The sequence below is a fragment of the Roseovarius spongiae genome (assembly GCF_003651245.1).
Taxonomy (GTDB): Bacteria; Pseudomonadota; Alphaproteobacteria; order Rhodobacterales; family Rhodobacteraceae; genus Roseovarius; species Roseovarius spongiae.
The window spans coordinates 167,337-191,390 of record NZ_RAPE01000005.1 but is presented as its reverse complement, the minus strand read 5'-3'; the positions used below and the strand labels follow the sequence as shown (position 1 = coordinate 191,390).

Annotated in this window: 19 protein-coding genes; 9 read left to right on the top strand and 10 right to left on the bottom strand. The window is 67.1% G+C overall.

Annotated features, from left to right (window positions below; all coding sequences use genetic code 11):
• Positions 1-98: 98 nt before the first annotated feature.
• From D6850_RS16095 to D6850_RS16075, 5 genes are all read right to left on the bottom strand, one after another.
• A complete protein-coding gene (locus D6850_RS16095; protein ID WP_121168634.1) occupies positions 99-1,382 on the bottom strand; it encodes an ABC transporter substrate-binding protein in 1,284 nt (427 codons plus the stop codon).
• A 74-nt stretch (positions 1,383-1,456) separates the two neighbouring features.
• The gene (locus D6850_RS16090) at positions 1,457-2,533 is read right to left on the bottom strand and encodes a branched-chain amino acid ABC transporter permease (RefSeq protein ID WP_121168633.1); all 1,077 of its coding nucleotides are present in this window, start codon (positions 2,531-2,533) and stop codon (positions 1,457-1,459) included.
• An 83-nt stretch (positions 2,534-2,616) separates the two neighbouring features.
• Positions 2,617-3,606 carry a branched-chain amino acid ABC transporter permease gene (locus D6850_RS16085; protein ID WP_121168632.1) on the bottom strand — a complete coding sequence of 330 codons (990 nt, stop codon included), beginning with the start codon at positions 3,604-3,606 and terminating at the stop codon, positions 2,617-2,619.
• A gap of 92 nt (positions 3,607-3,698) precedes the next feature.
• Entirely contained in the window at positions 3,699-4,517 is an 819-nt protein-coding gene (locus D6850_RS16080) for an ABC transporter ATP-binding protein (protein ID WP_121168631.1), read from the bottom strand.
• 106 nt (positions 4,518-4,623) lie between these two features.
• The gene (locus tag D6850_RS16075; protein WP_245964217.1) at positions 4,624-6,600 is read right to left on the bottom strand and encodes an AMP-binding protein; all 1,977 of its coding nucleotides are present in this window, start codon (positions 6,598-6,600) and stop codon (positions 4,624-4,626) included.
• Positions 6,601-6,785: 185 nt separating this feature from the next.
• Here D6850_RS16075 and D6850_RS16070 point away from each other — a divergent pair, with 185 nt between their 5' ends.
• Complete coding sequence (locus D6850_RS16070; RefSeq protein WP_245964216.1) at positions 6,786-8,720, top strand: hybrid sensor histidine kinase/response regulator; 1,935 nt, start codon at positions 6,786-6,788, stop codon at positions 8,718-8,720.
• Positions 8,717-9,418 carry a response regulator transcription factor gene (locus D6850_RS16065; protein WP_121168629.1) on the top strand — a complete coding sequence of 234 codons (702 nt, stop codon included), beginning with the start codon at positions 8,717-8,719 and terminating at the stop codon, positions 9,416-9,418. Before D6850_RS16070 ends, D6850_RS16065 begins: the two co-directional genes overlap by 4 nt.
• A gap of 41 nt (positions 9,419-9,459) precedes the next feature.
• On the opposite strand, the gene D6850_RS16060 is transcribed toward D6850_RS16065, so the two are convergent.
• From D6850_RS16060 to D6850_RS16050, 3 genes are all read right to left on the bottom strand, one after another.
• Positions 9,460-10,353, bottom strand: coding sequence for a fructose bisphosphate aldolase (locus D6850_RS16060; RefSeq protein WP_121168628.1), 894 nt, complete (start codon positions 10,351-10,353; stop codon positions 9,460-9,462).
• A 91-nt stretch (positions 10,354-10,444) separates the two neighbouring features.
• Positions 10,445-12,055, bottom strand: a complete 1,611-nt coding sequence (locus D6850_RS16055) for a hypothetical protein (protein ID WP_166434098.1) — start codon at positions 12,053-12,055, stop codon at positions 10,445-10,447.
• A gap of 196 nt (positions 12,056-12,251) precedes the next feature.
• Positions 12,252-13,436, bottom strand: coding sequence for a phosphoglycerate kinase (locus D6850_RS16050; RefSeq protein ID WP_121168626.1), 1,185 nt, complete (start codon positions 13,434-13,436; stop codon positions 12,252-12,254).
• A gap of 131 nt (positions 13,437-13,567) precedes the next feature.
• On the opposite strand from D6850_RS16050, the gene D6850_RS16045 reads away from it, so the two are divergent.
• The 4 genes from D6850_RS16045 to D6850_RS16030 all read left to right on the top strand — a co-directional run bounded on the left by D6850_RS16045 (position 13,568) and on the right by D6850_RS16030 (position 16,465).
• The gene (locus D6850_RS16045) at positions 13,568-14,074 is read left to right on the top strand and encodes a peptidylprolyl isomerase (RefSeq protein WP_121168625.1); all 507 of its coding nucleotides are present in this window, start codon (positions 13,568-13,570) and stop codon (positions 14,072-14,074) included.
• Entirely contained in the window at positions 14,067-14,618 is a 552-nt protein-coding gene (locus D6850_RS16040; protein ID WP_121168624.1) for a peptidylprolyl isomerase, read from the top strand. The genes D6850_RS16045 and D6850_RS16040 overlap by 8 nt, the downstream gene beginning before the upstream one ends.
• Positions 14,618-15,409: a DUF4336 domain-containing protein gene (locus D6850_RS16035; RefSeq protein ID WP_121168623.1), complete on the top strand. Its 792-nt coding sequence runs from the start codon at positions 14,618-14,620 to the stop codon at positions 15,407-15,409. Before D6850_RS16040 ends, D6850_RS16035 begins: the two co-directional genes overlap by 1 nt.
• 87 nt (positions 15,410-15,496) lie before the next feature.
• Entirely contained in the window at positions 15,497-16,465 is a 969-nt protein-coding gene (locus D6850_RS16030) for a DUF3179 domain-containing protein (protein WP_121168710.1), read from the top strand.
• Between the two features lie 102 nt (positions 16,466-16,567).
• Here the strand turns inward: D6850_RS16030 and D6850_RS16025 are convergent, their stop codons facing one another.
• Both D6850_RS16025 and D6850_RS16020 read right to left on the bottom strand, forming a co-directional pair.
• Positions 16,568-18,106, bottom strand: coding sequence for a trimethylamine methyltransferase family protein (locus D6850_RS16025; RefSeq protein ID WP_121168622.1), 1,539 nt, complete (start codon positions 18,104-18,106; stop codon positions 16,568-16,570).
• Positions 18,107-18,347: 241 nt separating this feature from the next.
• Positions 18,348-19,520: a pyridoxal phosphate-dependent aminotransferase gene (locus tag D6850_RS16020; protein ID WP_121168621.1), complete on the bottom strand. Its 1,173-nt coding sequence runs from the start codon at positions 19,518-19,520 to the stop codon at positions 18,348-18,350.
• Between the two features lie 337 nt (positions 19,521-19,857).
• Between D6850_RS16020 and cysS the strand changes: the two genes are divergently transcribed.
• From cysS to D6850_RS16005, 3 genes are all read left to right on the top strand, one after another.
• A complete protein-coding gene (cysS, locus tag D6850_RS16015; RefSeq protein WP_121168620.1) occupies positions 19,858-21,324 on the top strand; it encodes a cysteine--tRNA ligase in 1,467 nt (488 codons plus the stop codon).
• A gap of 211 nt (positions 21,325-21,535) precedes the next feature.
• A complete protein-coding gene (gene cimA, locus D6850_RS16010) occupies positions 21,536-23,170 on the top strand; it encodes a citramalate synthase (RefSeq protein ID WP_121168619.1) in 1,635 nt (544 codons plus the stop codon).
• Positions 23,170-23,952, top strand: coding sequence for a squalene/phytoene synthase family protein (locus D6850_RS16005; RefSeq protein WP_121168618.1), 783 nt, complete (start codon positions 23,170-23,172; stop codon positions 23,950-23,952). The genes cimA and D6850_RS16005 overlap by 1 nt, the downstream gene beginning before the upstream one ends.
• Positions 23,953-24,054 lie beyond the last annotated feature (102 nt).

Here is a 24,054-nt window from a genome sequence, read left to right as displayed (position 1 = left end):
CAATCGCCTCCCGTTGGGGTGCTCCACCCCTGCTTTTTCTTGGTAGAAATATCCAAACTCCCCGGCCGCGACGGGCGCCGCGGCCGGGAAGAGCGCGCTTAGTCGCAGCCCGGCGTGATGCCGTTCTCCTCGGCGTAGGCGGCCGAGTCCTCGGCGACCAGCTTGCCGATGACCTCTTGGTCGGACTGGTAGTAGTCGGTGATGAGCTTGTATTCGCCCGCCGCTGCGTCCCATTGCGACACGGCGCCATAGCCGTCGCCGCCATGGTTTTCGCAGGTGACCTTGAACTCGGGGCCGAAGGCGGGGAGACCCAGCGCAGCCATCTTGGCCTCGGTGATCTCGAGCGCCTCCATCCCGTCGCGCATCTGCTCGGACGTGATGTTCGAGGTGCCGGCGAGCTCCTGCGCGGTCTTGATCGCCTCGACCGCCAGCATCGCGGCATACATGCCGCGGTTGTAGAGCACGCTGCCCACCTGGTCGCCCGCGCCCGCGGCCTTGCCTGCGTCGACGACGTATTTGCGCATGTCGTCGTAAAGCGGGTAGTCATCACCCAGGTTGTGGAAGGTCAGCGCCTTGTAGCCGTCGGCGCCATCGCCCGCCGCCTTCACGTCATTTTCAGACCCGGACCACCAGATGCCGATGAACTGGTCCATCGGGTAACGGATGTTCACCGCCTCCTGGATCGCCACCTGGTTCATCACGCCCCAGCCCCACATGATCACGTTGTCGGGCTTCTCGCGGCGGATCTGCAGCCATTGCGATTTCTGCTCCTGGCCCGGGTGATCGACCGGCAGCAGCATCAGCTCGAACCCATGTTTCTTCGCCAGCTCCTCCAGCGTGCGGATCGGCTCCTTGCCATAGGCGCTGTTGTGATAGACCAGCGCGATCTTGCGCCCCGAGATGTCGCCGTCATTCTCGTTTAGGATATGGGTGATCGCGTGGCTCGCCCCGTCCCAGTAATTGGCCGGGTAGTTGAACACGTTGCGGAACACAGCGCCGTTCTTGGCCGAGGTGCGCCCGTAGCCCATCGTGTGCATCGGGATGCCGTCGGCGGCGGTCTTGGGGATCAGCTGGTAGGTAATCCCCGTCGACAGCGGTTGATAGACGAGGCTGCCCTCATCCTTCGTGGCCTCGTAGCACTCGACGCCCTTCTCGGTGTTGTAGCCGGTCTCGCATTCGGCGATGCGGATCTTCTCTCCGCCGACGCCGCCGTCACGCTCGTTGACCAGCGTGAAATAGTCCTGATAGCCGTCCGAGAACGGGATGCCGTTCGCCCCGTAGGGGCCGGTGCGGTAGCTCAGGTCGGGGACCACCAGCTCCGCCAGCGCCGGCCCCGCGGCTAGCGCCGCGCCCAGCGCCGCAGTCATGAACATCTTTCTCATCGGTGGTTTCCTCCCTTGGTTTCGTCCGATGGTTCCGCGCTTGGGGAACTCTCCCCGCCGCGCCCGGCCGCCCGCTAATGCGGGAACGGCCATAGTCTCAGTTTCTCCTTGGCCACGCGCCACAGCTGCGCCAGCCCGTGCGGCTCGGCCACGAGAAAGACGACGATCAGCGCGCCGACGATGATCAGTTCCAGATGCGCCGCCACGTCAGTCGGCCAGCCGAGGCTGCCCACCAGCAGGTTCTTCAGCAACACCGGCAGCAGCACGAGGAACGCCGCCCCCGCAAAGCTGCCGAAGATCGAGCCCAGCCCGCCGATGATGACCATGAAGAGCACCAGGAACGACTTGTTGATGCCGAACGCCTCGCCGACCTCGACCGCGCCGAGATAGACCGCGAAGAACAGCGCGCCGGAAACCCCGATGAAGAAGCTCGAGACCGCAAAAGCGCTGAGCTTCGCGCGCAAGGGGTCGACGCCGATGATCTCGGCGGCGATGTCCATGTCGCGGATCGCCATCCACTTGCGCCCCGCCATGCCGCGGGTGAGGTTGCGCGCGATCAGCGCGCTCGCCGTCAGGAACACGAGACAGACGAGATAAACCGCCCAGGCCGAAGTTTCGGCCCCCGTGACCGGCACTCCGAACACCGTGCGCTCCGGGGCGCTGATCTGGCCCGAGGCCGAGTAGTTGTAGAACCACGGCACCCGGTTGAACAGCCAGACGAGGAAGAACTGCGCCGCCAGCGTCGCCACGGCGAGGTAGAACCCCTTGATGCGCAGGGACGGCAGCCCGAAGAGCACGCCGACCGCCGCGGTGATCCCGCCCGCCAGCACGACATGGATCAGGATCGAGATATCGGGAAAGGCCGTCATCAGCTTGTAGCAGGCATAGGCCCCCACCGCCATGAAACCCCCGGTGCCCAGGCTCACCTGCCCGCAATAGCCGGTCAGGATGTTGAGCCCGATGGCGGCGATGGCGTAGATCAGGAACGGCAGCAGGACCGCGTTCAGCCAGTAGTCGTTGACGATGAACGGGATGACGAGGAACGCCACCGCCAGCACGGCATAGTAGCGATAGCGGTCGAACTTGATCGGAAAGGTCTGGTTGTCCTCGGCGTAGGACGTCTTGAAGTCGCCCGCTTCACGATAGAACATGCCGCCCCTCCGCTACTTCTTCTTGCCGGAAATATCCCGCGGTCCGGGGCGGAGCCCCGGAAACGGCCCGCGCTTTGCCATCGTCAAACACGTTCAATGATCTTCTCCCCGAACAATCCCTGCGGGCGGAACACCAGGAACAGCAGCGCCAGCATGTAGGCGAACCAGTTTTCGGTCGCCCCGCCGAGGTAGGGCGCGCCGATCAGGAACTCGAACAGCTTCTCGCCCACCCCGATGATCAGCCCGCCGACGATCGCGCCGGGGATCGAGGTGAAGCCGCCCAGCATCAAGACGGGAAGCGCCTTGAGCGCGATCAGCGACAACGAGAACTGCACGCCCGATTTCGTCCCCCAGACGATCCCCGCAACCAGGGCCACGAACCCGGCCAGCGACCAGACCATGACCCATATCCAGTTGAGCGAGATGCCCACGCTCAGCGCCGCCTGGTGGTCGTCCGCGACGGCGCGCATGGCGCGGCCCTGTTTGGTGTATTGCGCAAAGACGATGAGGCCGGCCACCAGCACCGCGGCGATCAGCGTCGCCACGATGTCGAGATTGTCGATGAAGAACCCGTAATCGAAGAGGTTGTAGGTATATTCGTCGATGATCGTGTTGATCCCCTGCGGCAGCCCGACATCAAGCTTCTTGATGTCCGCGCCCCACATGATGTCGCCCAGCCCCTCGAGGAAATAGGCCAGCCCGATGGTCGCCATGAAGAGGATGATCGGCTCCTGGTTGACGAGGTGGCGGAACACGAAGTGATTGACCGCCCAGGCCAGCGCGATCATCACCAGCATGGTGAGCGCGATCGCCAGCAACGCCGGCACATGCCAGCCGAAATGGTGGATCTCCGTCCCCAGCACCGCGTTGACGAGATGCGAGAACGGCACCTGCCCCTCCATCACCCCCACCAGCGTCAACGCCGCAAAGAGCGCCATGACGCCCTGGGCGTAGTTGAAGATGCCGCTGGCCTTGAAGATCAGCACGAAGCCGAGCGCGACAAGCGCATAGAGCACGCCCGCCATGAGACCGTTGAGGAAGACCTCCATCGCGAAGATCAATTGGTCAGGCATCGGTCCCGCCCCCTGCAAATTTCTTCGAAGAAATTTGCCAAGAGTTTTCAACAAAAACTCTTGGCGTCACGCGAACGCGCCGGGTTGCCCGCTCAGTCATGCGCCACCCCCAGGTAGGCGTCGATCACGTCCTGATTGCCGCGCACCTCGTCGGGCGTGCCGTCGCCGATCTTCTTGCCGTAATCCATCACCACGACGCGGTCGGACAGATCCATGACGACGCCCATGTCATGTTCGATCAGCGCGATGGTGGTGCCGAATTCGTCGTTCACGTCGAGGATGAAGCGGCTCATGTCCTCCTTCTCCTCCACGTTCATGCCCGCCATCGGTTCGTCCAGCAGCAGGATCGACGGCTCCGCCGCCAGCGCGCGCGCCAGCTCCACCCGTTTCTTGAGCCCGTAAGGCAGCCGCCCCACGGGCGTCTTGCGGATGTGCTGAATCTCGAGGAAGTCGATGACCTTCTCGACCACCTCGCGGTTCTCGACCTCCTCGCGCTCGGCCCGGCCCTTCCAGAGCGCCTGCGCCAGCAGCCCCGCCTTCATCTGCCGGATGCGGCCCGTCATCACGTTGTCGAGAACGCTCATCCCCTCGAACAGCGCGATGTTCTGGAAGGTGCGCGCGATGCCCTGCCGCGCGACCTGGTAGGGCTTCATCGGCGGGCGTTTCTCGCCCTTGTAGAACACCTCGCCCTCCTGCGGGTTGTAGAAGCCGCTGATCACGTTGAGCATGGAGGACTTGCCCGCGCCGTTGGGTCCGATGATCGCGCGGATTTCGCCTTCGCGGATGTCGAAACTGATGTCCTGAATCGCCACCACCCCGCCGAAGCGCAGCGTGATGTTCTTCATCTCCATGACGACGCCGCCGATCTTGCGGCCATCCTCGGTGGTGTAGCCTTCGCTCGCGTCTAGCATGGCGCGCCTCCGGCATGGGGAGAGCCCGCCCAGCCATCTTCCGAGATGGGGAGAGGCCGGGGGGCGGCGCTGGTTGCGGGGCGCAGGTGAAACATGCACTCCCCCCTCATTCCGCCGCCACCTGTCTCGCGTCCTCTACCGGCTTCACCGCCGCCTCCACGATCTTGAGCGTCGCGGAGATGCTTCCCTTGCGGCCGTCCTCGTAGGTCACTTCGGTTTTGGTGAATATCTCGTCCGAGCCGTCGTAGAGCGCGCCAAGAAGATCGTCGAACTTCTCCGAGATCACGCCGCGGCGCACCTTGCGGGTGCGGGTCATCTCGCCGTCGTCTGCATCGAGTTCCTTGTGCAGCACGAGGAAGCGGTGCACCTGGCAATGGCCCAGCATCGGGTCGTCGGCGAGCGAGCGGTTCACCTCTTCCACATGCTCGCGGATCGTGTCGAGCACGCGCGGATGCCCGGCGAGTTCCTGGTAACTCGCGTAGCCGATATTGTTGCGCTCGGCCCAGTTGCCCACGGCGGTGAGGTCGATATTGATGAAGGCGGTGCATTCCTCACGCTCGTTGCCGAAGACCACGGCCTCGAGGATGTTGGGAAAGAATTTCAGCTTGTTCTCGACATATTTCGGCGCGAAGAGCGCGCCGTTCGCCATCTTTCCGACGTCCTTGGCGCGGTCGATGATGCGCAATTGGCCAGTTTCGTCGTCGAAGAAGCCGGCGTCGCCGGTGGCCACCCAGCCCTCGGGATCCTTGGTCGATTTGGTGCTTTCCTCGTTCTTGTAATAGCACTCGAACACGCCGGGGCTGCGATAGAAGACCTCGCCATCCTCGGCGATGCGGATTTCCACCCCCGGCGCAGGCACGCCGACGGTATCGGCGCGCACCTCTCCGTCGGGTTGCAGGGTGATGAAGACCGACGCCTCGGTCTGACCGTAGAGCTGCTTCAGGTTGATCCCGAGCGAGCGGTAGAAGCTGAAGATCTCCGGCCCGATCGCCTCTCCGGCGGTATAGCCGACGCGCACCCGGCTGAGGCCGAGCGTGTTCTTGAGCGGGCCATAGACCAGCAGGTTGCCGAGGCCGTATTTCAGCCGGTCCCACGCGCCCACGGGTTTGCCGTCGAGGATATCGCCGCCCACCTTGCGCGCGTGCGCCATGAAGTGATCGAAGAGCCACTTCTTCGTGCGGCCCGCGTCCTCCATGCGGATCATCACGCTGGTCAGTTGCGTTTCGAACACGCGGGGCGGGGCGAAGTAGTAGGTCGGCCCGATCTCGCGCAGGTCGACCTGCATGGTGTCCGCGCTTTCGGGGCAGTTGACGCAGAACCCGCACCAGTAGGCCTGCCCGATGGAAAAGATGAAATCGCCCACCCAGGCCATCGGCAGGTAGGCGAGCACCTCCTCCTTGGGGCGCAGGTTGTCGAACTCGGACGAGGATTTGGACGCCTCGATGATGTTGCGGTTGCTCAGCACCACGCCCTTGGGCTTGCCGGTGGTGCCGGACGTGTAGAGCATCACGCAAATGCTGTCGTAATCGAGCTTGCCGCGCCGCGCCTCGAGTTCGTCCAGAAGGTCGGCGCGCCGGGCGCGGCCCTTTTCCTGGATGTCGGAATAGGCGTGCAATTTGCCGTGGTCGTATTTGCGCAGGCCACGCGGGTCGATATAGATCATCTGCTCAAACTTGCTGAGGCCGTCCTGTACCTCGATCACCTTGTCGACCTGTTCCTGGTCCTCGACGATGGCCAGGCGGGCGCCGCAATGTTCCATCACGAAGGCCATCTCATCGGCAGAGGCGTCATGGTAGAGCGTGACGGGCACCGCGCCGATCGACTGCACCGCGACGATGGCCCAGTAGAAATAGGGGCGGTTGCGTCCCACCACCGCGACGAAATCGCCCTCGGCCACGCCCATGTCGATCAGGCCCAGCGCCAGCGCCTCGATCTCGCGCTCGGCTTCTGCCCAGGTCCAGCACTGCCAGATGCCGAACTCCTTCTCGCGGTAGGCCGGGCGGTTCGCGTATTGCGTCGCGTTGCGCTGCAACAGCGCCGGAATAGAGGCGAGCCCCTCCACCGGCTCGGGGTGTTTTGCCAAGGTCGTCTTCCTCCCAGATGCCCGTCCTTGCCGCGGGCCGCCCGGCATGGGCGATACTCTTTCACCGTGCAGGCTGTTAAGCTAACACTGATTGCCGAGTCTTTCGCAAAGATTGCCCAATCCTTACGAATTGTAACAGACGGCGAGGGAGATAGCGTGCGGCGGAAGCGAGCGGAGCGGCGGGGATGAGCGACGCGGCGGAATACGCGCCCGCAGGCCTGTCCAGCCACGAGATGACGCAGGCCGGGCTGAACCTGATCCAGCAGGCGCTGACGATCTACGACCGCGACCTGCGGCTGGCGGCCTGCAACGCGCGCTTTCAGGAGATGTTCGAACTGCCCGACCGGCTGGCCACGCCGGGCGCGGATTTCGCCGATACGGTCCGCTTTCTCGCCGAGCGGGGCGATTACGGCGAGGTCGCCGACCTCGAACCTTTCGTCGCCGTGCGGGTCGAGATCGCCCGCGCCTTCGAGCCGCATTACATGGAGCGCACCCGCGCCAACGGACGCACCATCAGCGTCGAAGGCTCCCCCCTGCCAGAGGGCGGCTGGGTCACCGTCTATACCGACATCACCCGCGCCCGCCGGCAGGAGGCGCTGCTGCGCGCCCGCTCCGAGGAACTGTCGGGCCAGTTGGCCGAATACGCCGAGGAACTTTCGGCCGCCAACCGCCAGCTCGAGGCGACGGTGACCGCGCTCGAGGAGGCCAAGCGCCGGATCACCCGGATCGAGGCGCGCACCCGGCTGACCGCCGAGATGATGCCGGCCCATATCGCTCATGTCGGCGCCGATCGGCGCTACACCTTTTCGAACAAGCGGCTGGCGCGGATCATGCCGAGCGCGAGGCCTGACATTGTCGGCATGCGTATCGAGGAGGCGCTGGATCCGGCCACCTACCGAGCCATCGCGCCGCGGCTCGACCGGGCATTCGCCGGCGCGGCGTCGGTGTTCGAGTTCACCGACGCGGCCAGCGCGAGGCGTTTCCGCGTCGCCTTTACCCCCGACAAGGTGCATGGCGGGGTCTATATCCTGTCGATGGACATCACCGAAGAGGCTCAGACCCGCGCGGCCCTGCAACAGACCCGCCGGCGCGAGACGGCAGCGCAGATGACCAGCGGCATGGCGCATGATTTCTCGAACCTGCTGACCATCATCCTCGGGATGCAGTCGAAACTGCAACGCATGGACCTGCCGGCGGAGGCGGCGACGCTGGTCTCGGCCACGCTGTCGGCGGCGCGCAGGGGGGGCGCGCTGCTCGACCGGATCGCGGACATGACCGGGCGGCGCGAACACATGCCCGCGCCGACCGATCTCGGGGCGGCGCTCGATGAGCTCGAGACGCTGGCGCGCTCGGTCCTGCCGGCGGGCGTGCGGTTTGCGATCGACCGGCAGGCGACGCCCGGCCGCGTGCTGATCGATGCGGGCATGTTGCAGGATTCGCTGCTGAACCTTCTGCTGAACGCGCGCGACGCCTGCGGGGACGCGGGGCGGATCACCCTGACGGTGCGCTCGGTGCAACAGACCTGGATCGACTTCACGGTCGAGGACAGCGGCCCCGGCTTTTCCGAGCAGGCGCTCGCCCGCGCGTTCGAGCCGTTCTTCACCACCAAGGGCGGCGAGGGCTCGGGCCTCGGGCTCGTCATGGTTTACGACATGACCAAGCTCGCCGGGGGGCGGGTGAGCATCGCCAACGCCGCATCGTGCGGCGCGTCGGTCACGCTGCGGCTGCCCCTGCGTCGCGCGCCGCGCGCGCAGGCGGGCGGGCTGATCCTGCTGGTCGAGGACAGCGCGGAGTTGCGCGGCGCCGTGCGCGGCATGCTGCGCGAGGCGGGCCACAGCGTGATCGAGGCGGCCTCGGTCGCGGAGGCGCGCGCGCTGCTGGCGGAACTGCCCGAAATCGCGGCGATCCTGTCGGACATCGTGCTCGAAGGCGAGGAAACGGGGCTCGACCTCGCGGCGGAGGCGCCGTGCCCGGTTTTCCTGATGACCTCCTTGCCGCCCGCCGATCCGCGCCACGCGGCCGCGGCGCGGCTCGCACCGCTCCTGCGCAAGCCGTTCGGCGCGGGAGAGTTGCGCGATGTTCTCGCCGCCGCCCCGGCGCAGCAAGGGACCGGGCAGTGACCGCGCCGCTGGTCAGCATCCTCGACGACGAGCCCGAGATCCGCCGGATGCTCGTCGACGCGCTCGAGGAGGCGGGCTTTCGCACGCTGGCCTTCGGTCGCGCGACCGAGTTCGAGGCGGCGTTGCGCACGACCGCGCCCGATGTCTGCCTCGTCGATCTGTCGCTGCCGGACCGGGACGGGCTGGCGCTGGTGCATCGTCTGGCGCTCGAACGCGGCGCGGCGGTCATCATCATCTCGGGGCGCGCGCAGGTGCAGGACCGGGTGACGGGGCTCGAGCTCGGCGCTGACGATTATATCACGAAGCCCTTCGACCCCGCCGAGGTCGTCGCGCGCATCCGCGCCCGCCTGCGCCGCGACGGCCCCGCCGCCCGCAGCGCCGACATCGCGCGCTTCAGCGGCTGGACGGCGGCCTTCGACCGTTTCGTGCTGATCGACGACGCCGGAGAGGAAACGCCCTTTTCCCATGCCGAGGGCGAGGTGCTGCGCCTCTTTCTGGGACGGCCCAAGCGGCTGATTTCGCGCGAGGCGATGCAGGAGGCGCTGGGCGGGGTGGCGGGCGAGAGCTTTGATCGTGCGATGGATGTGCGCATCTCGCGCCTGCGCACGAAGCTGCGCGAAGACCCGAAAAACCCCCGCTTGATCAAGACGATCTACGGCGCCGGCTACATCTTCCTCGCGGATGTCGATTGGAGCTGAGGCCCGCCGCATGCATGAAAAAACTCGTGAATTTTTCCCGGTCAGCCCGCCGCGGAGGCGCGGTAGATGCTGTCGATGGTCTCGCCGATGGTCGCGTTGAACGCCTCGTCGCTCTGATCCGCCGATAGGCCTTCGGTCAGCGCGCGGGAAAAGCTGGCGATTACGCCGGTGTTGCGGGCAAGCCGCGCATTGGCCTCTTCGCGCGAATAGCCGCCCGACAGCGCCACCACGCGCATCACCGCGGAGTGATTGACCAGCGATTCGTAATGGTTGGCGGTTTCGGGCAGCGTCAGCTTCAGCATCACCTGCGTGCCATCGGACAGCCCATCGAGCGCGTTGGTCAGTTCCGCCAGCAGGATATCCTCGGCCTCGGCCTTGTCGGGGATCGAGATGGTGATCTCGGGCTCGATGATCGGGATCAGCCCGTGCCCGAGGATCTGCTTGCCGACCTCGAACTGCTGCGCCACGTTGGCCTTGATGCCTTGGGCCGAGGCCGCGTCGATGACCGAGCGCATCTTGGTGCCGAAGATCCCCGCCGCGACCGCGCGCTCCAGCAGCGCGTCGAGGTCGGGCATCGGCTTCATCAGGCGCACGCCGTCGACCTCGTCGGCCAGCCCCTTGTCGACCTTGAGGAAAGGCACGACGCCGCGCTCTTCCCAGAGGTATCGCGCCGAGGGCAGGCCGGCGATCTGTCTGTCCATCGTCATCTCGAACAGGATCGCGCCGATCACCTTGTCGCCGGTAAAAGCGGGCGCCTGCGCGATCCGCGACCGCATGGCGTGAATGAGGTCGAACATCTCGGCCTCGGAGTCGTAGGCGTCCTCGTCGATCCCGTAGAGCCGGAGCGCCTTGGGCGTCGAGCCGCCGCTCTGGTCCAGGGCGGCGACGAAACCGTCGGCGTTGCGCATCTTCTCGGCTTGGGTCTGGTTGGGCATCTGTTCGGCTCCGCTCGCGATGGGATCAGTGGCTACCTCTAGGGCAGCCGGACCCGCGTTGCAAACCTGGTGGCGCTAACGGCGGGCCGGCTCAATCGTCCCGCCCGAACCGGTCGGCCAGGTCGAGCGCGATCCAGTCCGACAGGGCCTGCCGCTGGATCTTGGCCCGAAGCGCCGTCCACAATGCGGCGACCTCCGCCCCGCGGCCCGCGAAGCGCGCCTCGATATCCTCGCGCAGCGGCGTGGCGCCGATATCGCCCGCCGCCTCGGCGATGAGCGCATAGTAATAGGCCATGCGGTAGGAGCGCGGCGCGTCAAGCCCGGTGAAATGCGCCAGCGCCAGCCGTCGAACCGCGCGGATGTCCCGCGTCTGCCCGAGCGCGTCGGCCGGAGACGCGGCGCCGGTCCCGACCAGGTGCGCGTCCTGCGCCGTGATCACGTCCGCGGTGGTTAACTGCGCCTCGAGCGCGTCGAGCAGCGGGATCGCCCCCTTGAGGCGCGCGCTGCTTGCGGCGAGCGCGTTGCGATAGGCCTCGGCCGGCGCGAACGGGAGCTGCGCCCGCGCGGTCAGCAGCGCCGCCTGCGCCGCATCGTCCCCCTGCGCGTTCGCCACCGGGGCGAGCAGATCGGGCACCAGCGCCTCGGCCCGCGGGACTCCGGTCCCGGAAAGCAGCGCACGGGCGAGGTCGAGCCGTTCGCCATCCGTCAGGCTGTCATCGTCGATCCGCGCCAGCAGCGCGCCGTCCACCAGTTGTGATTGCGCCAGCGGCGCGGTGCGCGCATCGGGCGCCAGCGCCAGCAAGAGGTCCGCGGGGCTTTCGTAGAGTTCCGGCTCGATCACGATGCCGCCAGGGGGCAGTTGCGCCTCGATGGTGATCTCGCTCGGCTCGCGAATGAAATCGGCCACGTGGCTCATCAGGTCGTCGATGAACCGCCGTTCGGTCGCGGTCAGCGCCCGGGCGCCGCCATTGCCCAGCATGTTGGTCAGTTCCTCGGTGCCCAGCCCCTTGATCACGTCGGGCTGGCGCAGGTTCTCGGGGATCAGCGCCGACAGCCGGTTCCAGCCGCCGTGATCCTCGATCCCGAGGATGGCGCGGCGCACCCGGATCGCCGGATCGCCGGGGCCGCCATACTGGCTGAGGCGCGGCAGGATCGCGCCGGTCGCCGCCAGGTCGATCGTCGTCATGTCCTTGACCGTGGCCGACCCGTTCATCCGGATTTCGCCGCTGCCATGCAGGTAATCCGCCTCCATGATCAGGCGATCCACCTCGAGTTCCGTATATCCCGCCGAGCGCAGCGCAAGGCCGACCTCGCGCTCCACGCAGGCCATGTTCGCCCGCGCCCCGACCACCGTGACCGACGCGCTCCATGCCGTGAAGCCGAGCGCGGGCTGGCCAAGGTCGAAGCCGATCCGCTCGACCGAGACCTCGCACTGGCGGGCCTGGTCGTAGGGCAGCTGCGGGCGCAGCGTGACCCCCGAAAGCGTCACGACCCCGCGCATGACGTCGGTCGCGAGGTGCTCGTACTCGACCTCCATCTGCGTTCGCAGTCCCGAAATCGCGAGGCTGGCGAGCGACCCGGCGATGTTGTCGGGCGTGATGACGTCCATCAGCGATGGTCTCGGATCGCCCTGCGCCGAGGCGGGCCCGGCCAGCGTGGCGCCGAGCATGGCGGCGAGGATCGCGGATTTCATGTGACGCATGGGGCTTCCTTCGCGTGACGGTTTCAACCGTCAGCTAAGCGGCTGCGCGCGCGTTAGGCAATGGCGGATTCACATACCTTGCAGAAATCAGGGGTCTGGCGCGGAAAAGGGCGATCAACCGCCGGGGGCGCAAAGAATTGCGCCATAGATCCGCGGCGAACCTTCCCCGGCCCACGTTACGCAAACCGAACCGCCGTCAGCGCTTGAGCGCGGCGACCCCCGGCAGATCCTTCCCCTCCATCCATTCGAGGAACGCGCCGCCCGCAGTCGAGATATAGGTGAAATCGTCGGCCGCGCCGGCGTGGTTGAGCGCCGCGACCGTGTCGCCGCCGCCGGCGACCGACACCAGCCGACCGGCGCGGCTCAGCTCTGCGACATGGCGCGCGGCGGCGTTGGTGGCCGCGTCGAAGGGCGCGATTTCGAACGCGCCCAGCGGGCCGTTCCAGATCACCGTGCGGGCGGCGCCGAACACCGCCCTGAGCCGCTCGATGCTGCGCGGGCCGGCGTCGAGGATCATGGCGTCCCCGGGGCAGAGATGCGCCGCCACCACCTCGTGCGGGGCGTTCTCGGCGAATTCGCGGGCCACCACGATATCGGCGGGCAGCACGATCTCGCAACCCGCCTCGGCGGCCTTGGTCATGATCCCGCGCGCGGCGCCCCCCATGTCGTGTTCGCAAAGCGACTCGCCCACGCCAAGCCCCTGCGCGGCGAGGAAGGTGTTGGCCATGCCGCCCCCGATGGCGAGCGTGTCGACCTTCTCCACGAGGTTGCCCAGGAGGTCGAGCTTGGTCGACACCTTGGCGCCGCCCACCACCGCCGCCACCGGGCGTTTCGGCGCGCCGAGCGCGGCTTCGAGCGCGGAAAGCTCCGCCTGCATCAGCCGCCCGGCGCAGCAGGGCAGGTGATGCGCGACGCCTTCGGTGCTCGCATGCGCGCGGTGCGCGGCCGAGAACGCGTCATTGCAGTAGACGTCGCCCAGCCCCGCGAGGCGGCGGGCGAATTCGGGATCGTTGGCTTCCTCGCCGGGGTGGAAGCGGATGTTCTCGAGCAGCAGCACATCGGCGGCGCGCGCCTCCTCGGTGAGGTTCTCGGCGCCGTCCAGCGTCTCGATCAGCGTGACCTTGCGGCCGAGCGCCGCCTCGAGCGCGGGCAGCACCACGCGCAGCGACATGTCGAGCACGACCTTCCCCTTGGGCCGGCCGAAATGCGCGATCAGCATCGGCGTTCCGCCCGCCGCGAGGATGTCGCGTATGGTGGGCGCGATCCGCTCGATCCGGGTGGCGTCGGTGACGCGGCCATCCTCCACCGGCACGTTGATGTCGACGCGGGTAAGCACGCGCTTGCCCGCAAGGTCCATGTCGTCCAGCGTTTTCCAGCCCATCGCCCAATCCCCGTCCCGGTTCGTCGCGCGTTCTCTTGGCGCGAAGGCGCGCAGAGGTCAACCGCCGCCCTTTTCATTCCCCGTCCGAACCCCTAGGTAACCGTGCAACCGAGACACTCAAGGAGGCCCCGATGGCCGAGATCAAGGACCCCGAGAACACCATCCTGATGGAGCTGAAGGACGGCCCCGTTGTGATCGAGCTTCTGCCCGACGTGGCCCCCGCCCATGCCGAACGGATGAAGGAACTGGCCCGCGCCGGGTCTTATGACAACGTCGCCTTTCACCGCGTCATCGACGGATTCATGGCCCAGACCGGCGACGTGCAGCACGCCAACATGGAAAAGGACTACAATCCCGGCCGCGCGGGCACCGGCGGCAGCGACAAGCCCGACCTCAAGGCCGAGTTCTCCAAGCTGCCGCATGACCGCGGCACCATCGGCGCGGCGCGCAGCCAGAACCCGAACAGCGCCAATTCGCAGTTCTTCATCAACTTCTCGGACAACCATTTCCTGAACGGCCAATACACCGTCTACGGCCGCGTGATCGAGGGCATGGAGCATGTCGACAAGATCGCCCGCGGCGAGCCCCCCGCGAACCCCGACCGCATGATCAGCATGAAGGTGGCCTCCGATGCGTAACCTCATCACCGCACTCGCGCTCCTGGCCGCAAGCCCGGCCGTCGCTACCGGTCTTTCGATCGACATCGCGGGCGAGGCCAACGGGACCGTGACCGTGGATCTCTTCGAGGACGTCGCTCCCGAACACGTCGCCCGGATCACGGAACTGGCCGAGGCGGGCGCCTATGACGGCGTCGTGTTTCACCGGGTGATCGACGGCTTCATGGCCCAGACCGGCGACGTGGAGTTCGGCAAGCTCGACGGCGGCGACATGGCTCGCGCGGGGTCGGGCGGCTCCGACCTGCCCGACCTTGGCGCCGAATTCTCGGACCGGCCGTTCGAGCGCGGCGTGATCGGCATGGCCCGCAGTCAGAATCCGGACAGCGCCAACAGCCAGTTCTTCATCATGTTCGCCGCCGCGCCGCACCTGAACGGCCAATACACGGTCGTCGGCAAGGTGACGGACGGCATGGACGTGGTCGACGCGATCAAGCGCGGGACCGGCCCCAACGGCGCGGTCGTGGGCAAGCCCGACGTGATGACCGATGTGACCGTCACCGAGTGATGGCGGCGCGTCCGACCGGCTATGAGCCGCTGGATACGCCCAAGCCCCTGGCCCCGTCGCTCTGGCTGATCGACGGGCCGCATATCCGCTTCTACGGTCTGCCGTTCTCCACCCGCGCCACAGTGGTGCGGCTGGAGAATGGCGGCCTCTGGGTGCATTCGCCCACCCGCCTGACCGACGGGCTGCGCGCCGAGATCGACGCGCTCGGCCCCGTCCGGCACCTGATCGCGCCCAACTGGATTCATTACGCCCATGTCGCCGACTGGCAGGCGGCCTGGCCCGAGGCGCTGGCATGGGCCGCGCCCGGCGTCGCGCAGCGCGCCGCGAAACACGGCCTGGATCTGCATTTCGACCACGATCTCGGCGCCAAGGCGGAAACGCCCTGGGCGGGCCAGATCGACCAGATGATCGTCGAGGGCAGCAAGACCCATCGCGAGGCGGTGTTCCATCACCGCGCCTCAAGAACCCTGATCCTCACCGACCTGATCGAGAATTTCGAAACCGCGAAGCTGCCCGCCTGGATGCGCCCCCTCGTTTGGCTGGCCGGGATCGATGCGCCCAGGGGGCGCATGCCGCCCGACATGGCGTTCAGTTTCCGCCGCAAGGATCTGCTGGCGGATGCCGTGGACCGGATGATCGCATGGAACCCCGAGCGCCTGATCCTCGCCCACGGCCAGTGGTATGAGCGCGGCGCGGTCGAGGAACTCGAACGCGCATTCCGCAAGGTGCTGAACGCCCGTCGCTGGGACGCGGTGATGGAAAAGATAGACGCCGACCGCGCAGGCGACTGACGCGCCGTCACTTTCGCGTGCAAGGGGGTGGCGCGGCGCGCCTTCGCGGCGCATGCTGCGGCGCCGACCTTGCCCAAAGGAGCGCCCATGCACCGCCTCTTCGCCCTTCTCGCCGCTGTCATGCTGCTGACCGGCGCGGCGACCGCCGATCCCGCCTCCTGGAAACACGAATGGCCGCGGACCGATTTCACCCGCAAGAGCGTGGCAAGCTGGGCCGAGATCAAATCGGGCGGCCCGCCGAAGGACGGCATCCCGGCGATCGACGCCCCCGCCTTCCGCCCGGCCGCGTCGGAAACGCGCATCGCCGGCACTGAACCGGTCATCACCGTCCAAATCGGCGATGCGCCCGCGCGCGCCTATCCGATCCGCTATCTCATCTGGCACGAGATCGTGAACGACACGGTGGGCGGCGTCCCCGTCGCCGTCACGTTCTGCCCCTTGTGCAATTCGGGGGTCACGTTCGACCGGCGCACCGCGCATGGCGTGCTCGATTTCGGGGTGTCGGGCAAGCTGCGCAATTCCGACATGATCATGTATGACCGCCAGACCGAGAGCTGGTGGCAACAGGCGCAGGGGCTGGCCATCGTCGGCGAACTGACGGGCGCGCGCCTCAGGCAACTGCCGACATGGATGGAAAGCTGGGCGACGTTTCGCGCGCGGACTCCCGGCGGGCTGGTGATGGATCAGCCGGATTTCCCGCGCCAATACGGGCGCAATCCCTATGGCGGGTATGACAGCCTCGAGCGGCCTTTCCTTTATGATGGCGCGCCGCCGCCGCACGGCATTCCCGCGCTGGCCCGCGTCGTGCGCGTGGGCAAGGCGGCATGGCCGCTGACCCGCATCCGCGCGGCGGGCGCCCTGACCGAGAACGGCGTCACGCTGAGTTGGGAGTCCGGGCAGGCCTCGGCGCTGGATACGGCGAGTATCGCGAAGGGCAGGGAGGTCGGCGCAGTCCGCGTGCGCGATGCGCAAGGTCGCGACCTTGCGCACGACGTGATGTTCGCCTTCGCCTTCGACGCCTTCTGGCCCGACGGTGCGTGGATGATTGGCCGATAGCCTCCACCCCATCTTTCAATATTCCTTAGATACTCATTGCACAACGATCGCCCCCGCGTTGCCGGTTGCCGGTCTGCGCGCGGGGGGATCAGCTGTCTTGGCCTACGCGGGCAGGTGGATCGTGAACGTTTCGCGGATCGCCGCGTCCGTCGCCGCATCGAACCGCGCGGCGGAACGCTCGGCGAGGATCTCCTCTTTGCGCTCGATAGTCTCGGCCATGAGGTCGGGCTTGCCGCTTTCGTCCCACTGCTTGGGGCTCATCCGGTTGCCGAGGGCGGGATACTGGTAGTCCGTCTGCATCCGCGCCAGCGTCTGCCCGGTCCCGAGGTAATGCCCCGGCCCGCCAAGGCAGACCTCGCGCATCTGGTCGAGCCCGAGCGTCTCGTCGTCCACCTCGATGCCGCGCACGCAGCGCAGTGCATGGCCGATCAGGTCGTCCCCCAGGATGAGCGATTCATGGCAGAACCCCAGCAGCGACGCATGCATGCCCGCCGCCTCGTAGACCATGTTGAGACCCGACAGGCCGGCCATGACGTTGGAGCACATCGCCTCCCATCCGGCCTGCATGTCCGGCAGCTTGGCGTCGGTGATGCCGCCCACGGCGCCGCCGGGCAGTCCGTAGAAGCGATGCATCTGCGCGCAACCCGCGCTCAGCAGCGCCTGCTCGCCCGAGCCGCCGGTCATCGCGCCGGTGCGCAGGTCAAGCCCGAAGGGCCAGGTGCCGAAGATCGCCGGATGCCCGGGGCTGACCGCGTTGACGTAAACCAGACCGGCGAGGCATTCGGCGGTGGCCTGAGCGATGGCCCCGGCGATGGTCGAGGGCGCGGTCGCACCCGCCATGCCCGCGCTCAGCAGCAGCACCGGCATGCCGCCCTCGATGCAGGCCTCCATCACCTGGCAGGCTTCGGTCGCGAATTTCATCGGCGGGACCACGAAACAGTTGGAGTTGCTGACGAAGGGGCGTTCGCGCCACTTGTCCTCGCCGCCCGCGATCATGTGCAGCATCTCGAGCGCGCCCTTGACGAATCCCGGTTCGGTAAAGGAGGTGCCGACATGCTTGGTCGTGCCCGCGCAGCAGGCATAGACGGTGTTCATGTCCATTTCGTAATTGTCGGGAATGTCGCGGCAGACCATCGGGCGCTGCACGAAATGGATGTTGTCCAGCACGTCCGCGATACGCGCCGCGTCGTGCAGGTCCTGCACCGTGCATTCGCGGTAGTTGCGCCCGTCCACGTCGACCATGTGCACCGCGGCCCCGGCGGTGCCGTAATGCACGCGCGTCCCCGAGAGCTCCATGTCGTGCCGCGGGTCGCGACCGAAAAGCGTGATCTCGCGATTGGCCTTGGCGATCGTGTCCTCGACCAGCGCGCGCGGGAAGCGCAGCCGCCCGTCGGTCCCGAGGATCGCGCCCGCGCGCGTGAGATGCGCGATCCCGCTTTCGGGCGCGTCGGCAAGGCCGATTTCCTCGAGCGCGGTGAGCGCGGTCCGGTGGATGCGCTCCACGTCCTGCGGGGTGAGCGGCTGATAGGCGCCGCCGCTCATGCCGGGGCGGATGGGGCGCATGGCGTCGCTGAGAGGGGCGGCGCGGCTGGCGCGGCGCGCGGCGCGCCCGCCGGTGCGGCGTGATATGGTGTCTGTCATGGGTCGGGTTTCCGGTGCTGCGGTGGAAAACAGGGGGTTTGGGGATCAACCCGCCTGCGGGTCGCCGCGCGCGGCGCGGCCCCGCTCCGCCCCGATCGTGTAGATCACCAGCGTGATCTTGCAGCTTGGCGACATGGCCAGCCCTCCTGTTGGCGCCTCCAGTTGAGGCCGCCGACAAGGGGCTGTCTGTCCCAATTGCGACTCGTGTCGTTTTCAGACCGTCGGGCGGCGGTTTCCGCGCTCAGCGCACGCGCCCGGCCGCGAAGGCGACCAGCTTGCGCATCGCCTCTTCCAGCCGCTCGTCGGCGACGGTGAGCGCGACGCGCACATGCCCCGCCGCGGCGCGGCCGAAACTCTCGCCCGGCATGACCGCGACGTGATGCGTATCGAGCAGCGCCATCGCGAAATCCTCGCCGCTCATGCCGGTCGCGCGCAAATCGAGCATGACATACATCGCTCCTTTGGTCGGGATCGCGCGCACGACGTTCTGCCCCTCGAGCGCGCGCATCACCACGCCGCGGCGTCGCCGGAAGGGCGCCGCGATCTCCGCCTCGAAAGCGGGCCCCATGTCGAGCGCGTGCACCGCCGCCATCTGCACGAAGCCGGCGACGCCGTAGGTGGTGTTCGTCGTCAGGTCGCCCATGTAGCTGATCGCCTCGCGCGGGCCGACGACCCAGCCGATGCGGCTGCCGGTCATCGCGTGGCTCTTGGACATCGACCCGATGACCAGCGTGCGCTCGGCCATGTCCGGCAGGGCGCGCGGGCTGAGGTGGTCGCCCTCCCAGACCTGGGTGTCATAGACTTCGTCCGAGATCAGCCACAGGTCCCGGTCGCGGCAGACCCGCGCGATCCCCTCCATCGTGTCGCGTGAATAGACCACGCCGGTCGGGTTGTTCGGCGAATTGACCAGCAGCGATTTCGCCCCCTCCGCCGCCGCGTCGATGGCGTCCGGGTCGGGCTGGAACCCGTCTTCGGCGCGGGCGGTGACGGGTTTCGCGACCGCCCCGACGCTGCGGATGGTGCCCGGATAGGTCGCGTAATAGGGATCGATATAAAGCGCGGTATCGCCGGGATCGCAGGTCAGGTTGTGCGTGGCGAAGAGCCCCGCCTGTCCGCCCGGCACGATCAGGATCTCCTCGGGTGCGGTAGGGGTTCCGGTGCTGCGCTCCACGCGCTCTGCCACCCGTTCGCGCAGGGCCGGCTGGCCCTGGAAGTTCTGGTAGCCGACATGCCCGTCGAGCCCCGCCTGGTACATCGCGCGCAGGATCTCGGGATCGGTCGGAATGTCGTGTTCGCCGACCGTGAGCTCGACCACGGGGAGACCTGCCGCCTTCATCTCGCGGGCGCGGGTGAAGACCTCCCAGCCGTCCGATCCGCCCTGGTTAATGTTGCGCAGCCGCCGCGATATCTGCATGATCCCGCCTCCTTCTTCCGTCCGCCGGCGGACAGGTGGCCGCGCGAGGCGGGGATGTCAATCCTCGTCGCCGGCGCGCGCCGTCCGGGCGGCGGCGCGGGCGGATGGGGCGGGATGCGTCAGGCAAGGATATTTGTCGGCAAGACGAAGCGGGCGCGCGTGTGGAGCGCCGTGGCGCTTGACCGGGGTCGATTCGCGTTCTACCGTCTTCGCATGACCCGATGCATCGCCATTCGCCGCTGCATTCCCTGCTGAGATTTCTCGGCGGGCCGGTCTTCTATTCCAAACCTTTCGGTTAGTTGCTAAGCCCGCCGCAACCCCGCGCGCGAGGACGCCCATGACCGAGATCAAGCTCTACAACACGAAGACCCGCAAGAAGGAGCTGTTCGCGCCCATCGATGCGGACAACGTGCGCATGTATGTCTGCGGCCCCACCGTCTATGACCGCGCGCACCTGGGCAACGCGCGGCCCGTGGTGGTGTTCGATGTGCTCTACCGGCTCTTGCGTCATGTCTATGGGCCCGAGCACGTGACCTACGTGCGCAACTTCACCGACGTCGATGACAAGATCAACGCCCGCGCCGCCGAGACCGGGCGCGATATCGGGGAGATCACCGAGGAGACGATCGCATGGTTCCTCGAGGACATGGGCGCGTTGGGCGCGCTCGAGCCCGACGAGATGCCGCGCGCGACGCGCTACATCGCGCAGATGGTGACGATAATCGCGGATCTGATCGCCCGCGGCCACGCCTATGAGGCCGAGGGCCATGTGCTGTTCGCAGTCGAGAGCTATGGCCAATATGGCGCGCTGTCGGGGCGCTCGGTCGATGACATGATCGCCGGCGCGCGGGTCGAGGTGGCGCCCTACAAGCGCAACCCGATGGATTTCGTTCTGTGGAAGCCGTCGACCGGGGACCAGCCCGGATGGGAGAGCCCTTGGGGGTATGGGCGGCCCGGCTGGCATATCGAATGCTCGGCCATGAGCCATGAGCTGCTGGGCGGGAGTTTCGACATCCACGGCGGCGGCAACGACCTGATGTTCCCGCATCACGAGAACGAGATCGCGCAATCGAAATGCGCCGGCCACGATTTCGCGAATGTCTGGATGCATAACGAGATGTTGCAGGTCGAGGGCAAGAAGATGTCCAAGTCGCTGGGCAATTTCTTTACCGTGCGGGACCTGCTGGACCAGGGCGTGCCGGGCGAGGTGATCCGCATGTCGTTCCTGTTATCTCACTACCGAGACCCGATGGATTTCGGGGTCGAACGGCGACATGAGGCGCGCAAGGTCGTGATAGAATTTGCGAAAGCTCTGGGTCAAGGGGGGGGCCAAACGCTGCAGGACCTTTCGCGCGCTAAGCCTTTTGAGGAAGTTGTGACTGCATTGGCCGACGATCTCGATACTTACGCGGCGATAGAGGCGGTCCGCAAACGTTTGAAACAGTTTCCGAAAGTGCCCGCAGAACAAGAGCCGTTCCTGTCACGACTTTATGCCAGTCAAACATTGCTGGGATTCAACCTGAAAGAGTCTAAGACAGCTATTGATGCTGCCCGGCACAAGGATGAGGCCACAAACGTCGTATCTCACGCCCTGCTCGATCAGCAAGAAAGTGCGGTCAGGGAAGAATTGTCGAACCTTGCCGCTTGTATCGACCGTGCGCGCGAAAACAAGGATTATAAAACCGCAGACCGGCTAAAGAAAGCACTGTCGGAAGCGGGCGCCGAGGTCAGCAACTCCCCGCGCGGAACCAAAATCACTCGCTTGCCTGACTTCGATCCCGCAAAGCTGGAGTCCCTGAAATGACCGCGCCACGCCCTACAGAGGTTCGCCCCCGGCCCGAGGGTGGGGGCGATTTCGCCCCCGCCCTGGGGGGCGGGTCGGGGGCGAACCGGATCGCAGGCGATCCGGCGGCGCTGGAGAGGGCGCGCGACCAAGCCTATCCCGTCCCGGGCTGGCCCCGGGCCCTCATGGCTTGTGACGCCGCCCCGGGTCAGGTTCTCGGCGGGGGAAGATCGTGACCCGCGAGCGCCTCTTCCTCTACGACACGACCCTCCGCGACGGGCAGCAGACGCAGGGCGTCTCCTTCTCCACACCCGAGAAGATCCGCATCTCGCGGGCGCTCGATCAACTCGGCATCGACTATATCGAGGGCGGCTGGCCGGGCGCGAACCCGACCGACAGCGCGTTCTTCGACGCGGCGCCGCCGACCCGCGCCACGATGACCGCCTTCGGCATGACGAAACGCACGGGGCGCAGCGCGGAGAATGACGACGTCCTTGCCGCGGTGCTGAACGCAGGGACCAATGCGGTTTGCATCGTTGGCAAGACGCATGATTTCCACGTCGAAACCGCGCTCGGGATCACGCTGGACGAGAACACCGAGAACATCGCGCAATCCATCGCGCATATCACCGCGCAGGAGCGCGAGGCGATCTTCGACGCCGAGCATTTCTTCGACGGCTACCGCGCAAATCCCGCCTATGCGCTGGACGCCATCCGCGCCGCGCATGACGCGGGGGCGCGCTGGATCGTGCTGTGCGACACCAATGGCGGCGCCCTGCCGACCGAGATCGGGCGCATCACCTCCGAGGTGATCGCCGCCGGCATCCCCGGGGAGCGCCTCGGCATCCACACCCATAACGATACCGAAAGCGCCGTGGCGGGCGCGCTGGCCGCCGTCGACGCGGGCGCGCGGCAGGTGCAGGGCACGCTCAACGGGCTGGGCGAGCGCTGCGGCAACGCGAACCTGACGACGCTGATTCCGACGCTGCTGCTCAAGGAGCCCTATGCCGGGCGGTTCGAGACCGGGATCACGCGCGACGCGCTCGCCGGTCTCACGCAGATCAGCCGCCAGCTCGACGATATCCTGAACCGCATCCCGATGCGTCAGGCGCCCTATGTCGGCGCGTCGGCCTTCGCGCACAAGGCCGGGCTGCACGCCAGCGCGATCCTCAAGGACCCGGCGACCTATGAGCACATAGACCCCGCGCTGGTCGGCAATGCGCGCGTCATCCCGATGTCGAACCAGGCCGGCCAGTCGAACCTGCGCCGCCGCCTCGCCGAGGCCGGGCTCGAGGTGGCCAGGGACGACCCGGCGCTGCCGCGCATCCTCGAGCGGATCAAGGAGCGCGAGGACCAGGGTTATACCTATGACAGCGCGCAGGCGTCCTTCGAGCTCTTGGCGCGGGACGAGCTGGGGCTGCTGCCCGCCTTCTTCGAGGTCAAGCGCTACAAGGTCACGGTCGAGCGGCGCAAGAACAAGTATGACCGGATGGTGTCGCTCTCCGAGGCGGTGGTCGTGGTCAAGGTCGACGGCGAGAAGAAGCTGTCGGTCAGCGAATCGATGGACGAATCGGGCAGTGACCGCGGCCCGGTCAACGCGCTCGCCAAGGCGCTGGCCAAGGATCTCGGCCGCTACCAGGGCGCGGTCGAGGACATGCACCTCGTCGATTTCAAGGTCCGCATCACCCAGGGAGGAACCGAGGCCGTCACCCGCGTCATCATCGATAGCGAGGACAGGCAGGGGCGCCGCTGGTCCACCGTGGGAGTAAGCGCGAACATAGTCGACGCGAGCTTCGACGCGCTGCTCGACGCGATCAACTGGAAGCTCGTTCGCGAGGGGGACGCCGCACAGGCGCAGCCCGCCTGATGGCCGAAGAGTTCGACGATGACCTGATCGCCTGCGCCGATCTCGTCCGGCGGGGCGATCCCGACCGGTTCATCGCGGTTATGGCCGCGCCCGTAGCCGCGCGGCGCGCGCTGTTCCCGATCTACGCCTTCAACATAGAGGTGTCCCGCGCACCCTGGGTCACGCAGGAGCCGATGATCGCCGAGATGCGCCTGCAATGGTGGCGCGACGCGCTGGAGGAAATCGGCAGCGGCGGGAACGTGCGACGGCACGAGGTGGTGACGCCGCTTGCGCGGGTGCTGGATGCGCGCGGGGCCGCATTGCTCGACGCGCTGATCGTGGCGCGGCGCTGGGACATCTACAAGGATGCATTCGAGGACGAAGCGCATTTCGACCGCTACCTGACCGACACTGCCGGGAACCTGATGCTGGCCGCCGCCCGCGCGCTGGGCGAGACGGAGGACACCCCGCCTCTGGACGCGGGCTATGCGGTCGGACTGGCAAGCTACCTGCGGGCGATCCCGAGGCTCGAGGCGGCGCAGCGCGTGCCGCTGGTGGATGGCCGCCCGGATGCGATCCGCGCTCTGGCGCGGGACGGGCTGGCCCGGCTGAGCCGCGCGCGCGCCGCCCGGCGGGCTGTCAGCAGCGCCGCAGCCCCGGCCCTGCTTGGCGCTTGGCAGGCGGGCAGGGTCCTGCGCCGCGCGGCGAAGCGACCCCATCTCGTCGCACAGGGCGGGCTCGAACCGGCGCCCTTGCGGGACCGGCTGGCGCTGATGGCGCGCATGTTCAGCGGGAAATGGTAGCGAACCGCGGCGCGGACTGCGTGAAAATTAGGACGATATTCCGCGGCGCTCCCATTCGGCAGTGATATCGTTCCACTTTCCCGCACAGCGGCGAAACTGCGC